The organism is Salinivibrio sp. MA607 (assembly GCF_001996245.1).
Classification (GTDB): domain Bacteria; phylum Pseudomonadota; class Gammaproteobacteria; order Enterobacterales; family Vibrionaceae; genus Salinivibrio; species Salinivibrio costicola.
Map to the genome: position 1 here is coordinate 1 of NZ_MUFJ01000012.1, position 22,762 is coordinate 22,762.

Annotated in this window: 18 protein-coding genes and 1 pseudogene; 13 read left to right on the top strand and 6 right to left on the bottom strand. The window is 48.5% G+C overall.

Annotated elements, in window-relative coordinates; translation table 11 throughout:
- The first annotated feature begins 221 nt into the window (after window positions 1-221).
- Window positions 222-1,154 carry a LysR family transcriptional regulator gene (locus BZG81_RS07360; RefSeq protein ID WP_077677077.1) on the top strand — a complete coding sequence of 311 codons (933 nt, stop codon included), beginning with the start codon at window positions 222-224 and terminating at the stop codon, window positions 1,152-1,154.
- Here BZG81_RS07360 and BZG81_RS07365 read toward each other — a convergent pair.
- The gene (locus tag BZG81_RS07365) at window positions 1,090-1,251 is read right to left on the bottom strand and encodes a DUF2256 domain-containing protein (protein ID WP_077677078.1); all 162 of its coding nucleotides are present in this window, start codon (window positions 1,249-1,251) and stop codon (window positions 1,090-1,092) included. The two genes, BZG81_RS07360 and BZG81_RS07365, sit on opposite strands and share 65 nt — an antisense overlap.
- A complete protein-coding gene (locus tag BZG81_RS07370) occupies window positions 1,241-2,797 on the bottom strand; it encodes an FAD-binding domain-containing protein (protein WP_077677079.1) in 1,557 nt (518 codons plus the stop codon). Before BZG81_RS07370 ends, BZG81_RS07365 begins: the two co-directional genes overlap by 11 nt.
- Before the next feature lie 240 nt (window positions 2,798-3,037).
- Between BZG81_RS07370 and BZG81_RS07375 the strand changes: the two genes are divergently transcribed.
- The 4 genes from BZG81_RS07375 to BZG81_RS07390 all read left to right on the top strand — a co-directional run bounded on the left by BZG81_RS07375 (window position 3,038) and on the right by BZG81_RS07390 (window position 7,469).
- Window positions 3,038-3,817 carry an ABC transporter ATP-binding protein gene (locus BZG81_RS07375; RefSeq protein ID WP_021023558.1) on the top strand — a complete coding sequence of 260 codons (780 nt, stop codon included), beginning with the start codon at window positions 3,038-3,040 and terminating at the stop codon, window positions 3,815-3,817.
- Window positions 3,814-4,683 (top strand): iron-siderophore ABC transporter substrate-binding protein, encoded by an 870-nt coding sequence (locus BZG81_RS07380; protein ID WP_077677080.1) that lies wholly within the window; start codon window positions 3,814-3,816, stop codon window positions 4,681-4,683. Before BZG81_RS07375 ends, BZG81_RS07380 begins: the two co-directional genes overlap by 4 nt.
- Complete coding sequence (gene fhuB, locus BZG81_RS07385; RefSeq protein ID WP_077677081.1) at window positions 4,680-6,647, top strand: Fe(3+)-hydroxamate ABC transporter permease FhuB; 1,968 nt, start codon at window positions 4,680-4,682, stop codon at window positions 6,645-6,647. Before BZG81_RS07380 ends, fhuB begins: the two co-directional genes overlap by 4 nt.
- A gap of 87 nt (window positions 6,648-6,734) precedes the next feature.
- Window positions 6,735-7,469 (top strand): SDR family NAD(P)-dependent oxidoreductase, encoded by a 735-nt coding sequence (locus BZG81_RS07390; protein ID WP_077669183.1) that lies wholly within the window; start codon window positions 6,735-6,737, stop codon window positions 7,467-7,469.
- A 17-nt stretch (window positions 7,470-7,486) separates the two neighbouring features.
- On the opposite strand, the gene BZG81_RS07395 is transcribed toward BZG81_RS07390, so the two are convergent.
- A complete protein-coding gene (locus BZG81_RS07395) occupies window positions 7,487-7,792 on the bottom strand; it encodes a DUF6482 family protein (RefSeq protein ID WP_077669184.1) in 306 nt (101 codons plus the stop codon).
- Between the two features lie 244 nt (window positions 7,793-8,036).
- Between BZG81_RS07395 and phhA the strand changes: the two are divergent.
- Window positions 8,037-8,873: pseudogene (gene phhA / locus BZG81_RS07400) on the top strand (phenylalanine 4-monooxygenase); the annotation flags it as partial.
- Complete coding sequence (locus BZG81_RS07405) at window positions 8,866-9,207, top strand: 4a-hydroxytetrahydrobiopterin dehydratase (protein WP_069586485.1); 342 nt, start codon at window positions 8,866-8,868, stop codon at window positions 9,205-9,207. The pseudogene phhA and the gene BZG81_RS07405, both read left to right, overlap by 8 nt.
- A 169-nt stretch (window positions 9,208-9,376) precedes the next feature.
- On the opposite strand, the gene BZG81_RS07410 is transcribed toward BZG81_RS07405, so the two are convergent.
- Window positions 9,377-9,565 (bottom strand): restriction endonuclease subunit S, encoded by a 189-nt coding sequence (locus BZG81_RS07410; protein ID WP_077460727.1) that lies wholly within the window; start codon window positions 9,563-9,565, stop codon window positions 9,377-9,379.
- Window positions 9,566-9,744: 179 nt separating this feature from the next.
- Here BZG81_RS07410 and BZG81_RS07415 point away from each other — a divergent pair, with 179 nt between their 5' ends.
- The 5 genes from BZG81_RS07415 to BZG81_RS07435 all read left to right on the top strand — a co-directional run bounded on the left by BZG81_RS07415 (window position 9,745) and on the right by BZG81_RS07435 (window position 19,596).
- A complete protein-coding gene (locus tag BZG81_RS07415) occupies window positions 9,745-10,953 on the top strand; it encodes an EAL and HDOD domain-containing protein (RefSeq protein WP_077677082.1) in 1,209 nt (402 codons plus the stop codon).
- Window positions 10,954-14,265 (top strand): ATP-binding protein, encoded by a 3,312-nt coding sequence (locus BZG81_RS07420; protein WP_241827370.1) that lies wholly within the window; start codon window positions 10,954-10,956, stop codon window positions 14,263-14,265.
- A gap of 125 nt (window positions 14,266-14,390) precedes the next feature.
- Window positions 14,391-15,428, top strand: a complete 1,038-nt coding sequence (locus BZG81_RS07425; RefSeq protein ID WP_108743476.1) for an efflux RND transporter periplasmic adaptor subunit — start codon at window positions 14,391-14,393, stop codon at window positions 15,426-15,428.
- Window positions 15,425-16,534: an efflux RND transporter periplasmic adaptor subunit gene (locus BZG81_RS07430; RefSeq protein WP_077677083.1), complete on the top strand. Its 1,110-nt coding sequence runs from the start codon at window positions 15,425-15,427 to the stop codon at window positions 16,532-16,534. Before BZG81_RS07425 ends, BZG81_RS07430 begins: the two co-directional genes overlap by 4 nt.
- Window positions 16,531-19,596 (top strand): efflux RND transporter permease subunit, encoded by a 3,066-nt coding sequence (locus tag BZG81_RS07435; RefSeq protein WP_077460731.1) that lies wholly within the window; start codon window positions 16,531-16,533, stop codon window positions 19,594-19,596. Before BZG81_RS07430 ends, BZG81_RS07435 begins: the two co-directional genes overlap by 4 nt.
- A 321-nt stretch (window positions 19,597-19,917) precedes the next feature.
- On the opposite strand, the gene BZG81_RS07440 is transcribed toward BZG81_RS07435, so the two are convergent.
- Entirely contained in the window at window positions 19,918-20,400 is a 483-nt protein-coding gene (locus tag BZG81_RS07440; protein WP_077677084.1) for a PaaI family thioesterase, read from the bottom strand.
- Window positions 20,401-20,657: 257 nt separating this feature from the next.
- On the opposite strand from BZG81_RS07440, the gene BZG81_RS07445 reads away from it, so the two are divergent.
- Window positions 20,658-21,977, top strand: coding sequence for a DEAD/DEAH box helicase (locus tag BZG81_RS07445; RefSeq protein ID WP_028569685.1), 1,320 nt, complete (start codon window positions 20,658-20,660; stop codon window positions 21,975-21,977).
- 587 nt (window positions 21,978-22,564) lie between these two features.
- Here the strand turns inward: BZG81_RS07445 and BZG81_RS07450 are convergent.
- Window positions 22,565-22,762 (bottom strand): hypothetical protein, encoded by a 198-nt coding sequence (locus tag BZG81_RS07450; RefSeq protein ID WP_128080777.1) that lies wholly within the window; start codon window positions 22,760-22,762, stop codon window positions 22,565-22,567.

The following is a 22,762-nucleotide window of genomic DNA, read 5'->3' on the forward strand; positions in this document are numbered from 1 at the left end:
CGGTGTTTGTCGGCTTCGCCCGCAAACGCAGTGGCACTGTATCGCCATATAACACCGCCAAGAAGAGCAACCAGTGCCAGCAGCACCAGTTTGAGCGGAGTGACGAGAAATAGGGATAACATGACTTACCTCACAGCAATAGTTATGCGAACCATTGTGAAAACTTACTACAGTTAAGTAAAATACATAATAAATAACTTTTCATTCTGTTTTAGAGAACGATGAGCCGACTTAACTACCATCATTTGTATTATTTTTGGCAGGTGGCACGCCATGGCAACCTGACCCAGACCGCCCGTAACCTGCATATTTCGCAGTCGGCGCTGTCGTCACAAATCAAGCAGCTTGAGCAGGCGATGCAGGTGCAATTGTTTGAGCGGCAAGGTCGTACATTGACGTTGACCGAAAGTGGCTATCAAGCGATGAACTATGCCGAAGAGATTTTTCGCCAAGGGGAAGAGTTAGAGCAGTTGCTATCCAGTGGCGGGGCGCTGTCCAGTGCCACGATTCGCATTGGCACCTTATCCACCATGTCGCGGAACTTTATCGAGCAGTTTATTCAGCCATTGGTCAATCAACGAGAGTGCCGCTATGTGTTGCAGTCGATGGATCAAACCGGCTTGCTTCATGCGCTGTCTGATCACCAGTTGGATTTGGCGCTAACCAATATCGCGGTGCGGGGGACTAATAAACAAATTTGGCAGTACCAGCAACTGGCACGCCAGCCGGTCGCCGTGATTGGTTGGCCGGGTAAAGCCTTATCGCCCACCTTAGACGCCAGCTACCAGCACCAAGCGTGGGTGTTGCCTTATGGAGATAACCCGATTCGCTCGGGGTTTGATGCCATCTCTGCGCAGTATCAACTCAAGCCTTACATCATGGCAGAAGCCAATGATATGGCGATGTTGCGCCTTTTAAGCCGAGATAATGACGCGTTAGCGGTGATGCCCGAAGTGGTGGTCCGCGATGAGCTAGATAGTGGCATGCTCACCCGCTATGCCTTACTGCCGAGTGTGTATGAGCCGTTCTATGCGGTATCGATTAAACGTCAGTGGGTACATCCGAAATTGAATTCGCTTTTAGATGCGTTCAGTGCGTCGCCGCTCGCGCATGGCGACGACCTTCCCGGCGGCAACGGTCAGAGCAATACCTAACTTCGTCCCAACAGCGCGCCCACTTTTTACGCCACGTAAAGGGGCGTTCGCACGTCAAACATGCCTTGGTGGGAAGATGCGGCTTTTTATGCGCCATCGTGGTTACCTCCAGGAGACTGCGTGGCACGTGAACGTCGTTTTGTCTGGCCGTTATCCGCGTGCTCAGGGCTATTTGTTCGCTCAGGGCTGTTTGGACGCACATGGATGGCGAGGATCCGTGCTTTTTCGATACGAACCGCGTCTTGTTGACGAAACGACCATAAAATATCACGCGCACGTTTGCCAGTTTGTTCGATATCGACAATAGGTTTCGGGTAGTCTTCACCAAGCACCACCCCGTACATCATCGCTTCCATATCGGTCATTTGCCACGGGGTGTGGATCAAACTGTCGGGCAAGGGAGAAAGCTCAGGTAACCATTCACGAATAAATGCCCCTTCCGGATCTTGCTCTTGCGATTGTTTCACTGGGTTATAAATGCGCAAGGTATTTGCGCCCGTTACGCCAGCCTGCATTTGAAACTGGGGGTAATGAATACCGGGCTCAAAATCGAGAAATAGCTGCGCCAAATGATGGACACCGCGGCGCCAGTCAATCAACAAATGGTGGGTTAAAAAGCTGACCAGCATCGCCCGCATACGAAAGTTGATATAGCCGGTGGCGTGTAGGCAACGCATACAGGCATCGACGAGCGGATAACCGGTATGACCTTGTTGCCATGCGAGCAGATGCGCATCGCTCTGCGGACCGTTCGCGTACTCAAAATGTAAGTAGCCGCGATTAACGGGGCGATGCTCCATGTGGTGCTCGCTTTCAAATTTCTGCATAAAATGACAGTGCCAATGCAAACGCGACACCATAGCGACCAGCGCACGCCGCCAACCCTTTTTCTGCCAATGGAGGAGAGTAATTTGATACATTTCGCGCAAGCTGATGTTACCCCATGCGAGATAGGGTGACAGTCGGGTACAGCTTTTGCGGCTGGCGAGCGGTTTAGAGATGTGGCGCTGATAAGTTTGCCCACGCTCGCGGAAAAAAGACTGCAAGGTTTTATACGCCCAACTCGGCCCGCCGGGCTGAAAGCGTGGCGCGGGAGAATCCCACTTGTGGTGATCGAGCGCGGGTAGAGTAAGTGATGTGTCTAGCCAGCGCGCTTGTTGCCAATCCGGATCGGCAAGAGGGGCACGCATCACTTTTTGCCATTCTGCGTCCCAATCAACCCGATTTTTCGCGCCGCGGATCACCGCCCCAGTGGGATATTCATGCCATGGGATCTGATGGGTCTCCAGCCAGTTCGCCACCGCTTTATCTCGAGAAAATGTCGCGTCGACGCCAATTTCTTGATGGCTGTAGACCGTGCCAATTGCCTGCTGCTGGTGGATGGCGTCGAAAACGGCGAGTGCTTCACCTTGGCAAATGGTGACCTGCCCGCCAAGCGGCGCCAGCTGCTGATTAAGATCGCACAGCGACTGCCAGACAAATCGCCAGTGGCGCTCGCTATGGTGCGGATCGTTAAGCAGCAGTGGCTCAAACAGGTACAAAATCACCATGGGACGCCCCGCGGCAATGGCAGCTTGTAGAGGGGCATGATCCCGCAGGCGTAAATCGCGTTTTAGCCACACAAGGCTGATGGGCGCGGACATAGCGTTCTCGACAGTAGTAACAACAATCTTCTATTCACTTTCGGTGATACGAGGCTGAATGGTGTTTGGATCCCTGATGGTGACGTGGTTGAGGTCTAATTTCTCTCATTAACAAGCGCTAAGCGTACAAAGCGAAATCAAAATGGTTTGCATTTGCCTTTTAAGCATCGGAAAATTACCAACTGTAGAATTAACTGACAGGCGCATCCCGCGCTTGTACTTAAGCAGTAGGATCGGGATATGTTAGAGGCAAAGGACGTTGCGTTTGCCGTCAACGGAAAAGTGTTGCTTGATAAGGTGAGCTTGTCGTTTACGCCAGGAAAAATCTGTGCGTTGGTCGGCCACAATGGTTCGGGCAAATCGACGTTGATAAAGCTGTTAGCGCAGCAACAGGCAACCAGCAGCGGACAGATCGCATTAGACCAAAAGCCCTTGTCGAAATGGTCAGAAAAAGCGTTTGCGCGCGAGGTGGCGTATTTGCCACAGCATTTACCGGCAACAGATAACTTAACTGGGTATGAGTTGGTCAGTTTTGGTCGCTATCCTTGGCATGGCTTGCTGGGGCGGTTGACCAAAGCCGATCACCAAGCGATCAACGAGGCAATGGCGCTCACCGGTACCCAAGATTATGCCGAGCGCTTGGTCGATACCTTATCGGGCGGCGAGCGCCAACGGCTATGGATTGCGATGCTGCTGGCACAGCAAACGCGTTACTTACTGCTCGATGAGCCGCTATCTGCACTAGATGTAGCCCACCAAGTTGAAGTGATGACCTTGGTGCGAAAACTCAGCCGAGAGCTGGATAAGTCCATCATTATTGTGGTGCACGATATTAATATGGCGGCGCGTTTTTGTGATGAGATTGTCGCCTTGCACAGCGGGCAAGTCCTGACTCAAGGTGCGGTTAGTGATGTGTTTCAAGAGTCGGCCCTCAAATCGATTTATGGTATTGAAATGCCGATTGCCGATCATGCCGCCGGCTATGCGGTCGCTATGCCGGGGGAGTTATCGCCAGTATGATCAAGTCCTCTTTTCTGACGCTTATGGTCTGGCTGACCGCGGCCATGATGTCAGCGAGCGTCAGCGCGTCGCCTCGTATTCTCTCGCTGGATTGGACCCRAACTGAAACCTTATTGGCCTTGGGGGTGACGCCCGTCGCGGTCGCGCAAAAGGCGGATTACAATTCGTGGGTGAAATCCCCGCCCATTCCAGAAAAAACCGTTGATATTGGGCTTCGCACCCAGCCGAACATGGAGCGTTTGGCCGAGCTTCATCCCGATAAAATTCTAATTTCACCCATTTTTAAGGCGATGAAGCCCAAGCTGAGCTCTATTGCCCCGGTGAGCTCAATTCCTCTCTATGAAAGTGGGCTAAGCTGGGCATCGCTCAAAACCGTGACGCGGCAAATTGCACATGAGGCCAACCGTCCGGAGGTCGGTGAAACCCTGATTGCCAATGCGAAACAGCAATTGGCGAGCTTGCGCGATACGATCCCCGGTGAACAGCCCCCGCTGCTGATGATCCAGTTCCTAGACCCCAACCATGTGCGGGTGTTTGGGACCAACAGCTTGTATCACGCCGCCATCAGTGAATTGGGGCTCAGCAATGCGTGGCAAAACACCACCAACAGTTGGGGGTTTAGCATGGTTTCCACCCGCGAGCTGCTAGACCTTGATGCGCAGCTGGTGATTGTGCGCCCGCTCCCCGCGGGTGTGGAGCAAACCCTTAAGACCAATATGTTTTGGCAATATTTGGTTAAACGTACGGGACGTACGCCATTGATGATTGACCCCGTATGGAGTTTTGGTGCGATTCCATCGGCGTTACGCTTTGCCCGCCTTGTGACCGTGGCATTGACCGACCCTGAACAAGGGGAGCAGTCATGAAACTGAAACTATTATGGGTACCCTTGGCGTTACTGACGGCACTGTTAAGCCTCGCCTCCACTCAATTGGGGCAGTGGGATGTGAATGTTTCCATGCTTTGGCAGTCGTTGTGGTCGCTGGATGACAGTGCGTCGATTGGGGTGGTGATGCATTTAACCTGGTGGCCGCGCTTGGTCACCGCATTGCTGGCGGGGACGTGTTTGGGGCTGGCCGGTACCTTGATGCAACAGGTTTTGCGCAACCCCTTGGCCTCGCCCTCTACGCTGGGGGTGGCGAATGGCGCCAGCTTGGCGCTGATGCTAGCTACGCTTTATGCCCCTTGGCTATTGACTTGGTCGAGCGCGATGGTGGCGATGTCTGGCGGGGTGCTGACTATGCTGGTGGTGTTTGCGCTGGCATGGCGACGCGGCCTATCGCCCACCGTGGTGGTGATCGCGGGTTTGATTCTAAATCTATACTGCGGTGCGCTCAGCACTGTACTGCTGTTGATGAATCAAGAAGCGCTACACGGCATGATGGTGTGGGGCGCGGGCTCGATGGTGCAAACCGACTGGCACAGTGTGCAAGCCTTACTGCCACGTGTTGGATTGGCGGTCGTGTTGATCCTTGCCTTATTAAAGCCGCTCAACGTCTTGAGTCTTTCGGATGAAGGAGCGAAAAGCTTGGGCGTATCACTGGCGAAAATCCGCGTAATTGCTCTGGGGCTATCGGTGCTTCTGACCGCGTGGGTGGTTAGCTTGATTGGCGTGATTGGCTTTGTCGGTCTCGCCGCGCCCGCGATTGCGCGCTTATGTGGCGCACGTAAGCTCATCACCCGATTGAGCCTGGCGATGATTTTAGGCGCATTGATGTTGGCAGCCACCGATTTGGCTGTCCAACTGTTACCTGGCCGCCGGGCCATGATGGTGCCCACTGGGGCGGCGACGGCAGCGTTAGGGGCGCCTCTTCTTTTGTGGTTGTTGCCACGGGTGTCACTGGGGAATCGTCAACGCCAACAGATGCAATCGGGATCGCCCGCACCGCGTCAGGATTGGCCGTTAGGCCGAACGTTGATGTTACTGGTGTTAGGTGTGGTGATTTTTGCCACCGTATCGCGTCAAAGTGAGGGCTGGCAGTGGCTGGCGCTCAGCGGCGATTGGTCTTTGTTGGAATGGCGCTTGCCACGCTTGCTGGCGGCGGCATTGGCGGGCGGTGTGCTTGCTGTTGCGGGTGCCGTGCTTCAGCGTTTAAGTGCCAACCCGATGGCGAGCCCTGAGGTGATGGGGATCAGTGCCGGCACGGCGCTGGGGCTGATTGTCACTATTTTTGCGGGCATGGGCGCGTCTATGCTGAGTTTGTATGTCGGGGGATTAATCGGTGCCGGCGCAACCTTGGCGTTGATTGTACTACTCAATCACAAAACCGGCTTCCAGCCAGAAAAGGTGTTGCTCACTGGCGTAGCCATTGCCGCACTGATGCAAGCGGTACAGAGCTTCTTGATGGCGGGCGGCGATCCTCGCGCGTATCAAGTCCTCGCTTGGATTTCAGGCTCAACCTATTATGTGACCGACAGCACAGTGACTACATTGGCCTTGGTTGCGGCGGTGCTGGTGGCACTGGGATTGATGTGTCAGCGGTGGCTCGATATTTTGCCGCTCGGTGGCGAAACGGCTCAATCGCTAGGGGTAAAGGTAGGGCGTGCCCGCATGCTGTTGCTGGCCCTCGTCGCGGTCATGACCGTCAGTGCCACCTTGGTGGTAGGGCCGCTTAGTTTTGTCGGCTTGATGGCTCCGCATATTGCGCGCAGTTGGGGTGCGAAAAATGCCCGCGCGCACATGATCACCGCCGGATTGATTGGCATGGGATTGATGCTGTTTGCCGATTGGCTAGGACGACAATGGCTGTATCCGCAAGAAATGCCAGCTGGGATCATTGCTTCCTTGATAGGCGGGCTTTACCTCATGGTTGTGTTACGTAAGCTATAGTTTTAACGTACGGTGATCGACAAGATCGCCTCATCCCTAACTAAAGAGATGCAGTTTGCATCTCTTTTTGTTTGAGGAGCCAAGAGAATGAACAGTGATTCCATGCAGCGTGTGGCGGTTGTCGGCGCAGGTGGCGCGATTGGTGAAGCTTTTTGCCGCGCATTGCTCGACAAGCCATCCATTCAGCAAGTCTTTGCCTTGGGGCGTCACCCCGCGCTACTTGCCGAAATAAGTGAAAAGGTCACCCCGGTGACAGTGAACATTCGCGATGACGCATCGATACAAGCGGCGGCCGAGCACATCGACGACAACAGTCTAGACGCGGTGATMATTGCCTCGGGGATGCTTCATGATGATGCGGTCAGCCCAGAAAAACGCCTCGCGGCGTGCAGCAGTGAGGCCATGCACCAGCTGTTTGATGTGAATGCCGTTGCGCCGCTGCTGTTGAGCAAACATCTAGCGGCCAAACTGAAACGTAACGCTGAGGCGAAGCTCGCTATCTTGTCGGCGCGCGTGGGCAGTATTAGTGACAACCGTGCGGGCGGTTGGTACGCCTATCGTGCAAGTAAAGCGGCGGTGAACATGCTGATCAAATGCATGAGCATTGAACTTGGCCGCCAGGACAAATCATTGACCGTGGTTGGTCTGCATCCGGGGACCGTCGATAGTCGTTTATCCGCGCCATTCCAAGCCAATGTTAAGCCCGGTAAATTATTCAGCCCGGCTCAATCGGCTGGCTACTTATTGTCGGTATTGGATGGCCTAGACAGTCGTCATACTGGGCGTCTGTTTGCGTGGGACGGGGAAGAAATTGCCCCATAGGTTGGGGCATTGTTGCGTTATTTCCAATGCAATGGCTGCTCCAAAGTCGACAAAGGCTTTTCCGTGCCAAGCCCTATCATTTCATCATATGCCGTGTCAGTGACCAATACATATTGCGCGGCAATAACCCATTCAAAATCATCTTTTACCGCCAGCAAGCTGCGAGATAAATAAGGTTTATCGCCTTGATAAATTAGCTTCTGCTCCACCGTATCGCCGTGACGCAAAAAGGCTATTGCTTGATATAACATGCCATCAATGCCGCGGATCTGAATCTTGTCAATGTTGTCGTAATTTATCAGTTCGCTCAGTTGTAAATTCATCACTCGTCCCTGCAGTTAGGCCTTTCTCAACCACTACGAGCCATGCAAGCACGCGGATCCCTCGAGGGTGAGGCATTACCCGTAGCGACAGCCTTTTGAACGCACAATGTAAAATAAATGTTACGCAAAAGTAAAATTAAAACCGAGGTGAGGAGATGATTTTCTCTGCAAAGTCGACGTAATCTGTGAGTAACGGAAACATTGCGTAAGGCTAAGGGCCGCTTTTTACGCCAGACAACGACACAAGGCGGTGAACGTGAAACAGAGTAAATACGAATCCAAACCACTTGATGAGCTAGGTCGTGTAGCCTGGTCGGCACAAGAAAACGATGTATGGCTACAGTTAGTCACACGGCAGCTTGCGTGTATCAAGGACAAAGCGTGTCAGGAATATCTCGACGGTTTACGACTGCTCGACTTGCCGCATGACACGGTGCCACAGATCCCAGATGTCAATGCAGTGTTAATGCGAGAGACGGGCTGGCAAGTGGCCCCCGTGCCTGCATTGATTGATTTCGACCATTTCTTCGCCTTATTGGCGGATAAAAAATTCCCCGCGGCGACCTTTTTGCGCACCAAAGAAGACTTTGATTACTTGCAAGAGCCGGACTATTTTCATGAGATCTTCGGTCACTGTGCGATGCTTACCCACCCAGCGTTCGCTGAATTTACCCATATGTATGGTCAACTGGGCAAGAAGGCCACGCCCAAAGAGCGCGTCTATCTTGCACGCTTGTATTGGTTTACGGTCGAATTTGGTTTACTCAGTGACTCGCAAGGCAATCGCAGTATTTATGGCGGCGGGATTTTGTCTTCACCGGCGGAGACCGAGTACGCCTTTAATAGCGACAAAGCGGTGCGTAAGCCTTTAGAAGTGATAGATGTCATGCGCACGCCATATAGGATTGACATTATGCAACCCATTTACTTTACCATTGAGTCGATTGACGATTTATTTGCCATCAGCCAACGTGATTTGATTGCTGATGTGCATCAAGCCATGGAACTGGGCCTTCATGCGCCTTTGTTCCCGCCTAAACCGAAAAAGACAGAACAGCAAAAGGAAACGCAACATGTCTGAATTAACTGAGTTGAAATGTGAAGCCTGTAATATTGATGCCCCTTTGGTCAGCGCTGAGGAAATGCCGGCGCTGCTCAAAGACATTCCGCAATGGCGCAAAGTAACACGAGATGGGATTGATCAGCTCGAACGTGAGTTCACCTTCCGCAACTTCAAATTGGCGTGGGCGTTTGCCAACCAAGTGGCTGAGTTGGCTGAGCAAGAAGGCCACCATCCTGCTATCTTGCTGGAGTGGGGTAAAGTGACCGTGACTTGGTGGTCGCATAAGATTAAAGGCTTGCACAAAAATGATTTTATTTGTGCGGCGAAAACCGACGGCATTGCGCCTGAGTAAACCAAAAAAAGCCCCGAGAGTGATCTCGGGGCGTATCTTTTTCGCTCACTTGCTATCTATCCCTGTCACGCAAGTATCAATCCTGCGCCGCCAATGCTTTTCATTGGCATAACTCTAAATAGAGCAAGATAAACTTCAAAAGTGACGCGGTCACTTTTTCGTGTTGTTCTTACTCTTCTTCGTCGCTTGTGTCTTTTTGTTTGGCGGCAAAATACTGCGCCAATACGTCGTCGGTGAGCTCGCCTTTTTCCTCAAGCGCTTTGAGTTTTGCCACAATCGCTTTTTGTTCGTCGAGTGACGGTAACGAATCCGGCTCGTGCTCGGGGGCATCATCAGCGAGTTGGTTTAAGATATCCATGATTTATCCTCTTAGTGTCTTTGCGGGAAGCGTAGCAAAATTCATGATTTCTCCCAAGTAAAAGGCACTATCTTGGTAGGGAAATGGACTTAACATACTCACTTTAATCAAAAAAACGATCAAAAGTCCTTCCTTTGGTCTAAGTTTGTACTAAGGGATCGTTTTGGGGGGAGTACATTGTGAGTGAGATTTTTTTTTCGTGCCAGCCGATCTTTGACGACAAGCAAAATCAGTGGGGTAGCGATTTATTATTTCGTGAAGGGTTACAAAACAAATTTCCCTCGATTGATGAAGATACTGCAACATCACGGATTCTAAGTGCTAACTTTCTCTCGGGGAAGGAGCTTGATGATGATTTGCGCTATGTCGTGAGTTTCTCAGAAACGGCCTTATTAGATGAGATACCCTTTTCTATTCCTGTCGCGCGTTTGGTTCTCTATATTACGGAGACGTGCAAAGCAACGCCTGTACTGATTAAACAGCTAGAGGCCTACCGAAAAGCAGGGTTTACGATACAGGGTGACAGCACTGTGTTTACTAACCGCTGGCAGCGGCATTTGCATCTGTTTGATGTCATTACTGTCAGTATGGCAAAAGAGGAGCCGATGAACTGGGTTAGCACAATGTCGGATTATCCAGACATCCGGTTTCTTGCTAAGAAAGTTGAAAAGAAAGAAGAGTTTATGCTGGCCAAGCAACTTGGGTTTAGCCTGTTTCAGGGCTATTTTTTTGAACAACCGCAAGTAAAAAGTCATAATGATGTGGCGCCATCCGTGATCAGCTTATTAGATGCTTGCATCGTGATTAATCGTAGTCCTCATGTTATTGATGAAATCACTGACGTGATTTCTCGTGATGTCTCGTTACTCTATAAAGTTGTAACCAGTGCGAACATCCTGGCTAAATCGAAAAAAAAGCCGATCACAAACCCGAAGCAAGCGGTTGTCTATCTAGGGCTCGAGTCGTTGCGTCGGTTAATATCCTTACTCATTATGTCGAATATGAATCATCAAGAATGCTCTCATTTGCAGACATCCTCTATACTCCGTGCCATCTTTATGCAACAGGCGGCGCCAATGATAAAAGGTATGGATCCTGATGAGGCCTTTTTAGTTGGTGCCTTTTCACTGCTTGATGCTATGTTGGCAGCGCCAATGGAAGATTTAGTTGGGAAACTTGATCTCGACCAAGAAGCGAAAAATGCACTCTTGTCTCAATCAGGACGTTATGGTGAATTGTTAATGTTATGTAAGCACATTGAGCATGCCAATTGGGAGTGGGTCGGCTCAGTATGTGAGAAAATGACGTTAAAAGAACGTGCTGTACTCAAAGCTTTCGATAAAGCACGTTTTCAAACTCAGACCTTGGCTGCAACGATGCAGGTGTAAATGATGAATCAAGTAGGGATGCGGCTAGCCGTCGTTTTAATGGTATTGGCGACCTTATTACTGGGCGTTTTCGGATACTATAATTATCACGTTGCGAAAGAACGCCTTGAATCAGACATGAATCAAGACATTAATTCGATTACCCAACGTTTAAAGCAGCGGTTACCAACGTTAATGTGGAACTATGACTTTAATAATGTACAAAATGATCTAGATAGTGAAATGGGATCACGCTATGTACACCGTTTAGAGTTAACTGACTCTAATGATCAGTTTCGTTATGTGACTGACTCCAAAGGTATGCGCTCCAGTGACGAGTTAAATAAAGTCATCGTTCCAATGGTTTACAATGAAACCAGCCAGTCTGTCCAGGTGGGTAAACTAATCATTTATCAAGATAGTCGTTATATTAATAGAGAGTTAAATACAGAAGTGCTCCGTACAGCGACACAAATCGTACTTTTGAATCTATTAGTGGTTTTTTTTATTTGGAAATATGCCAAGCAAATAAATCGTGCAGAGAGAAGTCGCGCATATTTGGATACCGTTATTCATAGTTATACGGATGCTTTGTTAGTGCTGGGCGAAAAACACCGCATTATTACAATCAATGAGTCGGCAAAAAAGCTTTTCGAACTTGAGTCGGTTCCCGACGAAGCAATCAGTTTATCCACGATAATTTCTCGTGTTACGCCTAATTCTCGTGGATATTTTTCTCAAGCTCTTTACGGCTTGAATGGACGTGTTGAACGCTCCTATGAAATAGAGACTGACGGGGGCGTTCGCGTTGTACAAGTGAAATCGACCCCCATTAAAGACGAAGATCCTCGCGCACTTAATGTCGCCATTATACGTGATATCACTGAGCAACATCTGGACAAGCAAAAAGTGTCCAAAGGTGCTGAGCTTTTCTCGGCGATGAAGAGTTTACAAGATAAATTTTTGATACGTGAGGACTTTAAAAAGAGCTTTAAAGATGTGTTAGACATTCTACTGCGTATTGGTGAGAGCAATCATGGTATTATTGTTGAAGTCGGCCATCATGACGATGATGATATAGATTACAACATCCCTTACCGTATTTTGGCACAAACGCGCCTGGTTAAAAATAACTTTATTGGTGAGGAATTTGTTCGTAGCTTAATCGAAGATATTATTGAGACGAAACAGAGCAAGCGTAGTCTGCAGATGGCAGGTGTTGCCGGTAATAACCAGAAAATGATTGTTAATGTGTTTGGCACGCCGCTCTACATGTCAAATCAAATGGTTGGTGTGGTTTGCCTTTTTGATGAGTCTACGACATACAATGAAGAGTTACAAAGCTGGATAGAGCCGATTTTATCAAGTTTGAGTTCGATGGTGCACTTTGTGCAACAGAAAGCACTGAACGATATGATTTCACGAGAAATGGCGCGAGCGAAGGAACAAGCTGAGCGCGCAAATGAATCAAAAACTAACTTCTTAGCAATGATGAGTCACGAGATTCGCACACCCATGAATGGGATTGTGGGGATGTCTAATCTATTGATGGAAACGTCGCTTACGCAACAGCAACGCTATTTTGTTGACACCCTACAGAATTCGTCGACGGCATTATTAAATATTATTAATGATGTGCTCGATCTCACCAAAATAGAAGCAGGTAAAATGACGCTTAGCAAGCAGTCGGTAGATTTAGCTGAGATCGTACATGAATCTCTAAGTATATTTACGGCGAAAGCGGCTGAAAAACAATTACGTCTCCATTGCTATATCGACCCCAACATGTCATGTGACATTAAATTAGATGCGATGCGTTATAAACAAGTGATTATTAACCTTGTTGGTAATGCAGTGAAGTTCACTAAGCGCGGTCATATCTGTGTTAATCTATTTCAAACGCATGATGATAGTGGCATCACCAAGCTTGTCATGGAAGTCGAGGATACCGGGATTGGTATTCCGGAAGATCGTCATGATGCTATTTTCGAGAATTTTACGCAAGTTGATAACTCGTATTCTCGCTCTTATCAAGGAACCGGCCTGGGCTTGCCCGTCTGTCGCAAGCTTTTGCGTTTAATGGATGGGGATATTTATATACGCAGTCAAGAAAACCAAGGGACTACTTTTGTCGCGGAAGTGCCGATTAGTGTCCCTAATCCTGATTGTACGCTCTTATCAAGTTACGACTTGAGCAACGCTCTTGAGGGTTATCATATATTTTTAGTCTCTGGCGATAGAATATTGACTAAGACGCTGACTGCTTATTTACAAGGTTTTAATCTCGCGCTGACGCCATGCTCTGATGGACGAAACCTTGAACTGGACGAACCTGAACAGACGGTCCTAATGGTCGATCAAGACAAAATGCAAGGCTGCCAGGCATTTGTCGGCAGTGTGCATAAGTGTATCGCAATCAGTCATGATGGGCATCATGATACAGGAATGGCCACGCTGACTTGTCCCATTTACCATGCTGAGCTTTATCGAGTATTGAACGAAGATGAACATACATTAGTTGATCCAAGTCCGGATGTAGGGCAATACGACAGTATCAATTTTGATCTCAATGTCTTGGTGGCAGAGGATCATCTTGTTAACCAAGAACTTATTGATATTATTTTGGCACAAATCGGCTGCCAACGAGCGCTAGCCGTGAACGGAAAAGAAGCTCTTGAACTGCACAAAAAGACCCCTTTCGATATCATTTTGATGGATTGCCAAATGCCGGAAATGGATGGCTTTGAAGCGACTCGGCAGATCCGTGAATTCGATAAACACACGCCAATTTTAGCGGTAACAGCCAATGCGTTGTCTGGGGATGCTGAGCGATGTGTGGACGCGGGAATGAATGGGCATTTAGCTAAACCGTTTAGTAAAGATCAATTAATTGAACTGTTACTACTTTACGCTAACCCAGACTCGGTCCGTTATGGCGATGATAGCGGCGTTGAAGCTCAGCCCCAAGATGATGGAGAACCTGCCATGAGTGACTCATACCCCATTGACGTTCAGCATGTCAAAGATCAAGTAGGTGATAGTATGGAGCTAGTGACCATGCTACTTAATAAATATGTTAATAATCAAACCCAAGATTTAACCGCGCTGAAGCAAGCATTTGAACAGCAAGATGTGGGTAAAGTTAAAAAACTCGCACACAAAATGAAAGGTGCAGCAGCCATGATCGGAGCGAACGAACTGTCGAAAACGTGTCTAGAGTTGGAAAAGTCACCGCATGAAGATCTGGAATCGTTGCAGCCCTACATTCTTCCTATTGAGAAACAAACAGCATTAATTGTCGAACAAACAGCCAGTTTATCGGAAACATCTTGATACATGCTCTGGCGCTGGTTAGCATAACACTCAGTGCCGGTTAGAATGAAAAATAAAGACCCATCAAAGACCTAGGGTCTGACAGTTGCTGTCGGACTCTAGGTTTTATTGTTAAGGATAAGCTGATGATAAAGCGTTTTGTATTAGTCAGTTGCGCTGCTCTCATCCTTTTTGGGTGTGGTGAGCCAGCGATATCTTCTCCCTCAGAGACGCCAACGCGTCCTGCTAAGTTATTGACTGTGGTAACGAATGAAGAAGGATTAACCCGGGAGTTCCCCGCTCAGGTTGAAGCAGATAACAAAGCGTTACTGTCATTTCGAGTCTCAGGCGTTATTGAATCTATGCCGATAAAAGCAGGAATGGATGTCAAGAAAGGGCAGATGCTCGCGGCGCTTGATAATCAACAGTACTCACTGCAGTTAGACAAAGCGCGTGCACAATACCAGCTTGCTCAGGTTCAATTTAACCGTGCTGATCGGTTACACAATGATAAAGTTATTTCGGAGCAGCGGTTTGATGAAGCGCGTTCGGCACTAAGCGAAGCTGCGGCTGGTCTTGAACAGGCACAAACCAACCTAAATTACACCGAGCTCAAAGCGCCGTATGCAGGCACCGTGTCATTAAGAATGAAAGAGCGCAACGAGTTTACTCAAGCACAATCTCCGGTGCTGCATATTCAATCTAAAGATGTTATTAACGTGAGTTTCCAGTTACCGGAGCGCTACTTTCACTATTTCGCCCAGCATCTTGATACCTTAACGCCGAGTGTTTCTTTTGACACGTATGAGCATCGCCAATTTTCGGCTCAGTTTAAAGAGATCGATACTGAAGCGGATCCAAAAACCGCGTCTTATCATGTCACGGTCAGTCTGAGTCGACCCGATGCGGTCAATGTATTACCAGGGATGGCTGCGAAAGTCCATGTCACCATACCGGCGCAATCACAGCCCCAAATCCCTGATACGGCAGTGGTGCAATCAGACTCAGGAAGTGCGGTTTGGCGGGTGAATGAAGACGGAGAGATCACCTTGGTTCCTGTCGTGCTCAAAAACGGCAAGATTACCTCTGGGCTTGACAATGGCGATGTCATTGTCGCGACGGGTGCGGGCGCACTTGAAGCCGGTGATCGAGTGAGAGCTTGGGTGAAGGAGCGAGGATTATGAGAATAAAATTAATCAAGGTGCTGCTTTGGCTTAGCGTGGTACTCGGGCTAAGCGTTATCAGTGGCTGTCAACCTGATCCGGCGTCTCATTCAGCACCTTTGCCTGTTGTTTCAACTCATACAGTCGCACAACAACAGTTGGATGAGCGGATTGCTTTCCCCGCGGTTGCCGCTGCCGCCGATAAAGCCAAGTTAGCGTTTAGGGTGCCGGGCGAAATTCAAGCCATTAATGTGCAAGCCGGGGATCGTGTGTCAAAAGGACAGGTCCTCGCCCGTCTCGAACCGACGGACTATCGCTTAGCGGTTGAAAATGCGAACGCAAAATTCGACGTTGCTAACTCACAGTATCAGCGTTCGGCACCGCTTGTTGAAAAAGGAATGCTAGCCCAGTCTCAGTTTGATGAACTAAAAGCGCAGCGACAAATTGCACAAGCAGAATTAGCCTTGGCTAATCTCCGTTTATCTTATGTCGCATTGAAAGCCCCCGCTGATGGAGTGATATCGAAAGTGAACGCAGAACCTTTCGAGACGATTGCTCCGGGACAAGGGATTATGAATATTCATGATGCGTCACGCGCTGATATTCGCGTTCAGGTCCCAGATGTTCTTTTTAGTCACAATGCCGGTGGGGATGCAGCATCTGTGCAAACACGCTTGCAACCTAAGGTCGTTACTGAGCAAGGGCGGTCATACAAAGCCACAGTCGATGAATTCACCGCAGAGCCAGATCCCAACAGTGGGGCATTCGTGGTGACGTTGACAATGCCAATGCCTGATGACCAATTCATATTGGATGGCATGCCGGTACAAGTCAGTATTGCTCGTGATGGATTAAAAATGACGCGTACAGGCCTTTCAGTCCCTATCGAAGCGATTTTCAATCAAGATGGCGATCCACTCGATCGCGATCATAGTTATGTTTGGGTCTACGATGAGGCCTCCCAAACGGTAAGCAAACGACAAGTCGAAATGGGCCGCATTCATGGGCAACAGATTGAAGTCGTAACGGGAGTTTCTATGGGTGAGCGTATCGTCGTCGGCGGTGCCAACCATCTGTCTGAAGGACAAAAAGTAGAATTGGCGTCAAAAGAGGAACAAGCATCATGAAGCAAGGTGTGGCGGGTTATTTTATTCAAAACAAGGTGATCAGTTGGATGATCACCCTGATTTTTCTTATCGGCGGCACCCTTGCATTCCTAGGATTAGGGCGCCTCGAAGATCCTGCTTTTACGATCAAAGATGCGATGATCGTCACCAGTTACCCGGGGGCGACACCGCAACAAGTGGAGGAAGAAGTCACCTATCCACTGGAGAAAGCGGTACAACAGCTGACTTATGTTGACGAGGTGAGATCGATTTCTAGCCGAGGCCTCTCGCAAATTACAGTGAAAATGAAACCCAAATATCGTTCAGATGATTTGCCGCAAATTTGGGATGAATTGCGACGAAAGGTCCATGATGCCCGAGGCGAGTTACCGCCTGGCGTTAATCCACCTTCAGTCAAAGACGATTTTGGCGATGTATTCGGCATCTTACTTGGAGTAACTGGAGAGGGTTACAGTTACAGCGAGCTAAAAGATTATGTTGATTTTTTGCGTCGTGAGCTGGAGCTTGTTGATGGCGTGGGCAAGGTACAAGTTAGTGGGGCTCAGCAAGAACAAGTCTTTGTCGAGGTCTCAATTCAACGATTGAGTAGCCTGGGGATCTCGCCAGATACTCTGTTTAACCTGTTAGCGACCCAAAATCTGGTCAGTAACGCAGGGGCGTTGCGGGTCGGTGATGAATATATCCGTATTCACCCAACTGGCGAGTTTTCTTCTGTTGAAGAATTGGGCAGTTTGATTTTAACAGAAGCAGGTTCCGAGGGATTAATTTACCTACGTGATGTGGCGGATATTAAACGTGGATACCAAGAAGTCCCGCGTCAAATTATTGCTTACAATGGTAAGCAGGCACTCCAGGTTGGGATCTCGTTTGCTGATGGCGTCAACGTGGTTGAAGTGGGTGAAAAAGTAGATAAACGATTAGCCGAGCTGAATAGCGATCAGCCGGTAGGTATTCACGTTCATCATGTTTATAACCAACCTGACGAAGTAGATAACTCAGTCACCGGTTTTGTCTCGAGCTTGGGACAAGCGGTGGCGATCGTAATTGTGGTGCTGTTGTTCTTTATGGGTTTGCGCTCGGGCCTATTGATTGGGCTAGTGCTCTTGCTCACTGTGCTTGGCACTTTTGTGTTCATGTACTATTTCGAGATCAACCTGCAACGCGTCTCTCTTGGTGCCTTAGTGATAGCCCTTGGGATGTTAGTCGATAATGCCATTGTGGTGGTGGAGGGGATCCTTGTCGGACTAAAACGCGGGCGAACACGATTACAAGCGGCGCATGACATTGTTACACAAACGAAATGGCCGTTGTTGGGGGCGACGGTTATTGCGGTCACCGCGTTTGCCCCGATTGGTTTGTCCGAAGACGCGACAGGGGAATACTGTGGAACGCTATTTACCGTATTGCTAATTTCTTTGCTATTGAGCTGGTTTACCGCGATCACATTGACCCCTTTCTTTGCGAGCCTCTTTTTTAAAGAAACGCCTTTAGAAGAGGGCGACGAGGGAAGCGATCCCTATAATGGTATTCTTTTTGTGGTGTATAAGCGCTTTTTAACTGCGTGCATGCACCATGCTTACCTCACTTTGCTGGTGATGGTCTTAGCGCTAGGTGCGAGCGTGTATGGTTTTGGTCATCTTAAGCAGTCCTTTTTCCCTGACTCAACCACGCCTATGTTCATGGTTGATGTGTGGTTACCGGAAGGAACTGATATTCGCGCCACACAAGACACGCTTGACGAAGTGTCAAGCTGGCTCAGCGAGCAAAAAGGGGTGAACTATGTGTCTACCAGTGCTGGGCAGGGATCGCAACGTTTTATGCTGACCTACTCACCTGAGAAAAGCTATGCCGCCTACGGTGAGCTGATAGTAAGAGTAGACCAATATGAGCATGTGAAATCAACGATGGGATTGGTGCGCGAGTATGTACGTCGCCAACACCCCAATGCACAGTTAAAACTGAAACCGATTTCTTTGGGACCATCGACGGGATCTAAAATCGAGGCACGTATTATTGGCTCCGACCCCACTGAACTTCGTGCGATAGCGAAAAAAGTGGAAGCGCGGCTGCATGATGATCCCGATGCCGTCAATATTCGCCACGATTGGCGCAACCGTACCAAGGTGCTGGAACCTGAATTTAATGAAAGCCAAGCACGTCGTTATGGGATCACCAAAAAGGATGTCGACGAGCTACTGGCGATGACATTTAGTGGCAAGCGGATTGGTGTTTATCGTGATGGTACCAATTTAATGCCCATTGTTGCGCGACTGCCGGATGAAGAGCGCGTCAATATCAATACGCTTGAAGGAATGAAAATCTGGAGTCCAGCATTGCAAGATTATATTCCCTTGCAGCAGGTCATCCTGGATTATGACATGCGTTGGGAAGATCCGATCATTATGCGGAAGAATCGTAAACGTATGCTAACTGTTTTGGCCGACCCTGATCCATTGCGAGAAACGACCGCCGCGACCGTATTGAGCCGTGTACGTGCCGATATTGAATCGATACCGATGCCGGATGGTTACAGCATTGAATGGGGCGGTGAGCATGAGTCTTCCAAGGAGGCGAAAGAAGGACTGTTTAGTATTATGCCGCTTGGCTATTTGTTCATGTTCTTGGTCACTATTTTGCTATTTAACTCAGTGAAAGAGTCGGTCATTATTTGGCTAACGGTACCGCTGGCCGTCATCGGGGTGACCACTGGCTTATTGTTACTTGATACACCGTTTGGCTTTATGGCTTTACTGGGATTTTTAAGTTTAAGTGGGATGTTGATTAAAAACGGAATTGTGCTAATCGACCAGATAAATATAGAGGTTGAGAGTGGAAAACAGCGATACCAGGCCGTGGTTGATGCTGCGGTTAGTCGTGTGAGACCCGTTTGTATGACGGCAATTACAACCATTTTGGGGATGCTACCCCTATTACCTGATGTATTTTTCCGGCCCATGGCAGTGACCATCATGTTTGGTCTTGGGTTTGCTACCGTGCTGACCTTGATTGTGGTGCCGGTGTTGTATCGCATTTTCTATCAAATTCGTTATCACCCTGAATAACGATCAACCGGCATCGCTTAGCGCGGTGCTGTGTTTTTCAAAGTAAGAAAAACGCCAGCTGTGTATAACTTTAAAGTCATCCACAGAAACGGTTGATAACTCGGTGTATTACCGATGAAATCCGCAGCTTTATTGTGCTTGTATAAAGTCAATGATTTTTCAGTGATTCTTGCACCCGTATCACGGATGTCAGAATGAGTGCGCTGAGCTTTTTGTATTGTCGTTATCGCTAACGATTACTGATAAAAAGCCAGATTATCTGCTGACCGATAATCTGGTTTTTTTCTGCGTTGCCGAGGCTGTTACGGTTAAGCCGACGCGCTAATCAGTGATGTGTTTCACTGATAACGTAAGCTCAAAGGTTGCCATTGGTTCATCACCATGTAAGCTTGGACACGTTGCGACAATCGTCACCGGCTGGTTGATGCGTTCACCTGTCTCTATGGCATTGCCAATCATGGCACTGATTTTTTCGCCATCTTGGCAGGTGAAAATGACATCCCCTTCGGGACGTTTGTGGAAATCGGCTTGTACCGATTTAAACGCAAGGCTAATCTTCACACCGCGCTGCTCTGCCATCGCCATCGCTAGAAAGCCGCCCGCTACATCAGCCCCTACGGCTAAAGCACCAAAATACATACTGTTCAGATGGTTTTTGGTGCGTCGACCTAGCGGAATTTTCATCGTGACATGTTTATCGTCGATCGAAAGGATCTTGGGTCGGCACCAGCCAATCATTGGGACTTTTAGGAAACCGAATAGTGATAGATGCTGATTCGCACGGGTGAGTGGAGACGAGAACATAGACACTCCTTGTTATCTGGTCTTACCTGTAACGCTACATTGATGTTTATTTGTGCGTCAACATTTTGTTAACAAACTTGCGGGCTGATGCCTTTTTTTCGCAGATAACGTAGACAGACATACATGTAATCACAGCGTCTGGATATTGGAGTGTCGAAATTTTTGGTGCGGTGTTTTTGCGTAAAGTATGATAGCATTCGCCGCCTTAAATGGCGCGTGTGCGCCTTTTGCTTTTGATTTACCTTTGGAGTGATACCTTGCAATTTGACGATTTGGGACTCGATAGACGCTTACTGTCGCTCATTGCCCACCGTGGATTTGAACAGCCAACTGATATTCAACGTCAGGCAATTCCTGTTGTGATGGCAGGGAAAGATTTGCTGGCGTCATCGAAAACGGGCTCGGGAAAAACACTGGCGTTTTTGCTGCCTGCGATGCAGCGTGTTTTGCGTTCTAAACCTCTCAGTCGTCGTGATCCACGCGTGTTAATATTGGCACCGACTCGCGAATTGGCCAAACAAGTTTATGGTCAATTGCGGATGCTAACCAGTGGCACGACTCATAAAGCGGCCCTCGTTCTGGGTGGCGAAAACTTCAATGAGCAAGCAAAGGTTTTTCGTCAGTCGCCAACTTTTGTGGTGGCCACACCTGGCCGACTCGCCGATCATTTGAAACAGCGCAACGTGTCTTTATCTGGTTTAGAAATGCTGATCTTAGACGAAGCGGATCGCATGCTCGATCTTGGCTTTAAAGAACAATTGGATAGCGTGAATGCGCATGCTGAGCATAGGTTGCGCCAGACACTGATGTTCTCTGCAACGTTAGATCATCAGCAAGTGACTGAAATTGCTGCCGGTATGCTAAAGTCTCCTAAGCGAGTCGCGGTTGGTGAAGCGGAAAGACTGCACAGTGATATTGAGCAGCATTTTGTACTGTGTGATCACTTGGATCATAAGCAGGCTTTGCTTGAGCACTTGATGAAAGCCAACGTGCACAAGCAAGTCATGATCTTTACTGCCACTCGCGCAGACACGGAACGATTGGCTGAGCGATTTACACAGGCAGGGTATAAAGCGATTGCGTTGAGTGGTGAGCTAAACCAAGCATCACGTAGTCGTATTATGAATGAGTTTGAGCGCGGCTTTCATGAGGTGTTGGTCACTACCGATGTTGCGTCACGCGGCTTAGATTTGTTGAATGTGTCTTTGGTCATTAATTTTGATATGCCAAAACACGCTGAGGAATATGTGCATCGCGTGGGACGGACTGGTCGGGCAGGGCACCAAGGCCTGTCTTACTCACTGGTTGGGCCGAAAGACTGGCGAAGCTTTAAAAATATTGAAGGCTTCTTGCAACAAAAGCTTGAATTTACGGCAATAGAAGGCCTAGAGGGTAAATTTAAAGGCTTTAAAGAGAAAAAAGTCCCTAATAAAAAATCGCCTGGACCGGCAAAACGCCAGAAAACACCGGTTAAAAAGCAGCCTAAAGCCCCGAAAAAACGAGATAAGAGCTTTTACAACAATGTGCCTGTCGGCGATGTGCCGTTAGCAAAAAAGAAAACAAAACCTGAATCCTAACGCCACAATACGTCTATCTTTTGTCGTGACTATCCGCTGTATCCCTCTGGTGCAGCGGAGTCGACGAGCCTAATAATCTTTTATTACCATTTCAGCTTTTCTCAATCAGTTAGCTCAGCGATTTTTACAATAAACACCTAGCTAAAACTGCGCATTGTCACGTTTAACTTTGTGAGTTGATGAAACTTTATCTGTCGAAGTGTCGATCTTGCCAAAAAAAGCGCTTTTCTTTGCGTTAGATCGATTCTATAGCTGATTTTTAGCTCATGGAGTCGTAGACTATGCGCATCTGTTGATAGTCGCTCATTCTTCAGACGGTTTGAGTGGCTGGCAACTTGGGTTTTTGTCTTTTAATCATCAATGAAACTGGAGTGTTGCTGTGGAAACTGCACTGGTCGTTGCCTTTATTACTGCCGCGGCATGGATCGTTCGTCGTGAGCGTGCCGCACAATAATTTGCTGTAGTCGTCCTTTTTAAACACATGTTTTTAGGCAGCAAATAAAAAAGCCTTCTCCTTTGGAGAAGGCTTTTTACATACAATACATTTTTATGAGAATGTGATTTCTGGACGCTTCTATGGTGATGTGTTAGCTATCGTAGTAATCCCCGTCAGAAACATCGTGAAAGTCTTCTACCTGACTGGCTGCTTTAAAATCAGCAGCAGGTTTTAGCTTACGCCGCCGCAATAACGCGACCTGCTCCTCTAAGCGGTGAGCTGTTTCAATGTTACCTTCTTGATAGGCCTCTTGTATTTTTCTCTCAAATTCACCAATACGCTGAGTCAT

Excerpts from the sequence above, each read along its gene's own strand:
- BZG81_RS07395 (WP_077669184.1), bottom strand. The coding sequence starts at position 7,792 with ATGAATTTACAACTGAGCGAACTGATAAATTACGACAACATTGACAAG.
- BZG81_RS07440 (WP_077677084.1), bottom strand. The coding sequence starts at position 20,400 with ATGTTCTCGTCTCCACTCACCCGTGCGAATCAGCATCTATCACTATTC.
- BZG81_RS07365 (WP_077677078.1), bottom strand. The coding sequence starts at position 1,251 with ATGGCGCATAAAAAGCCGCATCTTCCCACCAAGGCATGTTTGACGTGC.
- BZG81_RS07430 (WP_077677083.1), top strand. The coding sequence starts at position 15,425 with ATGAGAATAAAATTAATCAAGGTGCTGCTTTGGCTTAGCGTGGTACTC.
- BZG81_RS07360 (WP_077677077.1), top strand. The coding sequence starts at position 222 with ATGAGCCGACTTAACTACCATCATTTGTATTATTTTTGGCAGGTGGCA.
- BZG81_RS07420 (WP_241827370.1), top strand. The coding sequence starts at position 10,954 with ATGATGAATCAAGTAGGGATGCGGCTAGCCGTCGTTTTAATGGTATTG.
- BZG81_RS07370 (WP_077677079.1), bottom strand. The coding sequence starts at position 2,797 with ATGTCCGCGCCCATCAGCCTTGTGTGGCTAAAACGCGATTTACGCCTG.
- BZG81_RS07435 (WP_077460731.1), top strand. The coding sequence starts at position 16,531 with ATGAAGCAAGGTGTGGCGGGTTATTTTATTCAAAACAAGGTGATCAGT.
- BZG81_RS07375 (WP_021023558.1), top strand. The coding sequence starts at position 3,038 with ATGTTAGAGGCAAAGGACGTTGCGTTTGCCGTCAACGGAAAAGTGTTG.
- BZG81_RS07410 (WP_077460727.1), bottom strand. The coding sequence starts at position 9,565 with ATGGATATCTTAAACCAACTCGCTGATGATGCCCCCGAGCACGAGCCG.
- BZG81_RS07405 (WP_069586485.1), top strand. The coding sequence starts at position 8,866 with ATGTCTGAATTAACTGAGTTGAAATGTGAAGCCTGTAATATTGATGCC.
- fhuB (WP_077677081.1), top strand. The coding sequence starts at position 4,680 with ATGAAACTGAAACTATTATGGGTACCCTTGGCGTTACTGACGGCACTG.
- BZG81_RS07425 (WP_108743476.1), top strand. The coding sequence starts at position 14,391 with ATGATAAAGCGTTTTGTATTAGTCAGTTGCGCTGCTCTCATCCTTTTT.
- BZG81_RS07450 (WP_128080777.1), bottom strand. The coding sequence starts at position 22,762 with ATGACTCAGCGTATTGGTGAATTTGAGAGAAAAATACAAGAGGCCTAT.